5 protein-coding genes are annotated in these 3,667 nt (G+C 71.0%); all 5 read right to left on the bottom strand.

Annotated features, from left to right (window positions below; all coding sequences use genetic code 11):
* On the bottom strand, nucleotides 1-176 hold a 176-nt coding region (locus tag VP06_RS35625), incomplete at its 3' end, for a transposase (protein WP_425350974.1).
* Between the two features lie 48 nt (nucleotides 177-224).
* Nucleotides 225-368, bottom strand: coding sequence for a hypothetical protein (locus VP06_RS31455; protein WP_245291388.1), 144 nt, complete (start codon nucleotides 366-368; stop codon nucleotides 225-227).
* Between the two features lie 132 nt (nucleotides 369-500).
* Nucleotides 501-1,604 carry an ATP-dependent DNA helicase gene (locus tag VP06_RS31450; protein WP_048467760.1) on the bottom strand — a complete coding sequence of 368 codons (1,104 nt, stop codon included), beginning with the start codon at nucleotides 1,602-1,604 and terminating at the stop codon, nucleotides 501-503.
* On the bottom strand, nucleotides 1,601-3,403 hold the full coding sequence (locus VP06_RS31445) for a cation:proton antiporter domain-containing protein (protein WP_048467759.1): 1,803 nt from the start codon (nucleotides 3,401-3,403) through the stop codon (nucleotides 1,601-1,603). The genes VP06_RS31450 and VP06_RS31445 overlap by 4 nt, the downstream gene beginning before the upstream one ends.
* A 130-nt stretch (nucleotides 3,404-3,533) precedes the next feature.
* On the bottom strand, nucleotides 3,534-3,667 hold a 134-nt coding region (locus VP06_RS36860), incomplete at its 5' end, for a PLP-dependent transferase (RefSeq protein ID WP_197093334.1).

The following is a 3,667-nucleotide window of genomic DNA, read 5'->3' as shown; positions in this document are numbered from 1 at the left end:
CTGTAGGTCCGTGGCCTGCCGGTCCCTTGAGCGACCGGTAGGAGGGGTTCCAATTCGCGCCATTCGTCTGGCGTCAGATCACTCGGATATCTCTGGTTGCGGCGATCGTACCGCGGTCTGTTCTCTTTAGTCCAAGCCACGGCCGAGCCATCAAGCCATTCACGACGTGCTGCCATTCCGCATAACCTTGAAATATACTGATGTCACCCTTTCCGAACGGACTCTCAAGCCTTCACCGTCGCCAGGGCCCCCATCGGCTCCGGAAACTTCACGTCGTAGGCCTCACCCGCATTCCATACGGCGACGACCGTGCCGTCGGCACCAGCGGCAATCGTGTCCCCGTCGTCGGTCGTCACGTCGTTCGTCATGCGGACGTCGTCGAGTTCCCGGAGCAGGGCACCGGGCTCGGCTTTCCGCAAGGTATTAACACACTTCGATCGACATGCCGGCAGGATACCTCACGAGCGCGGAGGCGCAAGGCGCTGCGACCTGTGAAGGCCCTACACCACCACGGTGATCGCCTCCGCCGCCCGGGTCAGCGCCGTGTAGAGCCAGCGCGCCCGGTGCTCGCGGAAGGCGTAGGATTCGTCGAACAGCACGACCTTGTCCCACTGCGAGCCCTGCGCCTTGTGGACGGTGAGCGCGTAGCCGTAGGTGAACTCCTCGGTCTCGCGCCGCAGGATCGCCGGCACCTCCTCGTCGCTGCCGGCGATGACCGAGCGCAGGACCCGGATGTCCTGGGGCTTGCGGCGCAGCGCCGGGTCGTCCTCCGGCACCACGTCGAGGCGGACGAGATCGGGGCGGGGGGCGGCGCGCAGGGCCTGGACGGTCCAGGTCGAGCCGTTGAGCAGGCCCTTGGTGCGGTCGTTGCGCAGGCAGACCAGCTTCTCGCCCACCGCCGGCATCGGGTCGGCATGCCCGATCAGCTCGCGGATGCGGCCGTTATAGCGCCGCCGGGTGCGGTTCGTCCCGACCAGCACCTGATCGGCGGCGAGCACGGTGCCGGGATCGATCGCGCGGCGCGGGATCACCCGGCTGTCGCCGTAGGCGCCGAAGTCCAGGCGCCCGCCCTCGCGCACCGTCATGGCGAGGCGCACGATCGGGTTGTCTGCGGCCTGGCGGTGGACCTCCGTCAGCATCACGTCGGGCTCGGCCTCGGTGAAGAAGCCGCCGCCCTTCACCGGCGGCAGCTGCGCCGGATCGCCCAGCACCAGCACCGGCGTGCCGAAGGACAGGAGATCGTTGCCGAGGTCGCCATCGACCATCGAGCATTCGTCGATCACGACGAGGGCTGCCTTGCTCACCGGCCCGGTGCGGTTGAGGGTGAAGGCGGGCCCGCCCTCGGTATCCTCGCGGGTGCGGTAGATCAGGCTGTGGATGGTCGAGGCATCGGGGCAGCCACGGGCGCGCATCACCGAGGCCGCCTTGCCGGTATAGGCGCAGAACAAGACCCCGCCCTCGACATCCTCGGCGAGGCGCCGGGCCAACGTGGTCTTGCCGGTGCCGGCGAAGCCGAACAGGCGGAAGACCTGCGGGCTGCCGCGCTTCAGCCAATCCGACACCGCCTTGAGCGCCGCCTCCTGCTGGGAGCCGAGGCTGGTCACGGCGCCTTCCCGATGGTGCGGCGGGCCTGGAACGGGGCGACGGGCGGCGCCTCCTTGCGCCGCAGGAGGGCCCGGAACTCGTCGCGGCGCTCGTGGATCGAGGCGATGACCAGACCCATCGGCACCCCGACATCGACCAGCACCGCCTCCGAGAGCTGGAGCGACGCCTCGATCGTCTCCGGCACCGCATCATCGACGCCCATCTCGTAGAGGGCGGTGGCGTGGCGGGCGTCGCGGGCCCGGGCGACGATGGTCAGGTCCGGCCGCTCGGCGCGGGCGGCGGCCACCACCGCCTCGACGGCCCGGGGCTGGTCGAGGGTGACGACGAGGGCACGGGCGGTGTCGATGCCGCAGCGGCGCAGCAAGTCGGGATTGGCCGAATCGCCGAAATAGACCGGATTGCCGAGGCGGCGCTGGTCCGCGACCCGGGCGGCATCCACGTCGAGGGCGATGTAGGGCACCTTGTGGCGGGCCAGCATCTCGGCGACGAGGCGGCCGACCCGGCCATAGCCCGCCACGATCACCCGGCCGGGCTGGCGCTCCGCCGGGGGCGGCTCGGCCCGGGCCCGGCCCAGCGAGGCCCGGTCGATCCGTCGTCCGAGGCGGCGGGCCAAGGCGGCGAGGCCCGGGATCATCACCATCGTGGCGGTGGTGACGACAAGCGCCGCCTGGCCGAGATCCTCGGGCACCAGGCCGGCAGCCAGTGCACTGCCGACGAGCACGAAGGCGAACTCGCCCCCGGGCCCGAGCAAAAGGGCGGATTCGAGCGCCACCGCCCGGGGCAGGCGCAGGGCGGTCGCGACGCCGACGATCACACCGCCCTTGAGGACGAGGAGACCGAGGGCCAATCCCAAGATGGTGAGCGGCGTCTTCATCAAGACCGCCGGGTCGATGCCCATCCCGACCGAGACGAAGAAGACCCCGAGAAGCAGGCCCTTGAACGGGTCGATCGTCGCCTCGATCGCCCGGCGGTACTCGGTCTCGGCGAGCAGCAGCCCGGCCACGAAGGCGCCGAGGGTCATCGACAACCCGCTCGCCGCCGCCACGAGGGCGGTGGCCGCGATGACGAGGAGGCAGGCGGCCATGAAGAGTTCGGGGCTGCGGGTGCGGGCAACCAACTGGAACAAGGGCCGCAGGCCCAGCCGTCCGGCGACCACCAGCAGCCCCAGGGCCACCGCCGCCTGGCCGAGCGCCAGGGCGAGGCCGGTCACCGCGTCGCTGTCCTTGCGGCCGAGCACCGCGATGGCGAACAGGACGGGCGCGACGGCGAGGTCCTGGAACAGCAGCACCGCGAAGCTCGCCCGGCCGGCCGGGGTGTTGAGCCGCTTCTGCTCGGCCAGCACCGGCAGGACGATGGCGGTGGAGGACAGCGCCAGCGCCAGCCCGACCAGGATCGCCGCGAGGGGCGGCACCTCGAGCGCCATCAGCACCGCCCCGACGAGGAGACTCGACACCGCCACCTGCAACGAGCCGAAGCCGAAGACGAGGCGGCGCAGGATGCGCAACCGCTCCCAGGACAGTTCGACCCCGATCATGAACATCAGGAAGACGACGCCGAGTTCCGCGAGATGCGCGATCTCGGTGCGGTTCGAGATCGTCACGGCCCCGAGCCACGGCAGCGTCTCGGTCAGCCGCCCGAGGCCCGACGGCCCGAGGAGCGCCCCCGCCCCGATGAAGCCGAGAACCGGGCTGACGCGCAGGCGGTGGAACAGCGGCACCACGATCCCGGCGGTGACCAGGAACAGGATGATTTCCTTGTAGGAGCCGGAGTAGGAGCCGGACGCGGCGTGCTCGGTCATCGGGTGCGGCGGGGCCTTGATCGGTTCGCGGGGGGGGGGGTGCCCCGCCGCAGGCCGGCCGGGACTCGGGCGGCCATCATGCGGAGGGGACCCGCCGGGGCAAGCCAAAACGGGCCGACAAGGCCGCTTTTCAGCCCAAGGTCGCGAGCGCCGCCTCCAGGTCCGCCGCCAGATCCTCCGGATGCTCGATGCCGATCGAGACCCGGATCGTCGCATCGGTGACGCCGAGCCGGTCGCGCACCGCCTTCGGCACGCCCGAATGGG

The sequence above is a fragment of the Methylobacterium aquaticum genome (assembly GCF_001043915.1).
Taxonomy (GTDB): domain Bacteria; phylum Pseudomonadota; class Alphaproteobacteria; order Rhizobiales; family Beijerinckiaceae; genus Methylobacterium; species Methylobacterium aquaticum.
The sequence above is the reverse complement of the archived record's forward strand: the minus strand, read 5'-3'. Positions and strand labels throughout refer to the sequence as shown.

Bases quoted from the DNA above. Each gene is read 5' to 3' on its own strand.
- VP06_RS31455 (WP_245291388.1), bottom strand. From the start codon at position 368: ATGACGAACGACGTGACGACCGACGACGGGGACACGATTGCCGCTGGT.
- VP06_RS31445 (WP_048467759.1), bottom strand. From the start codon at position 3,403: ATGACCGAGCACGCCGCGTCCGGCTCCTACTCCGGCTCCTACAAGGAA.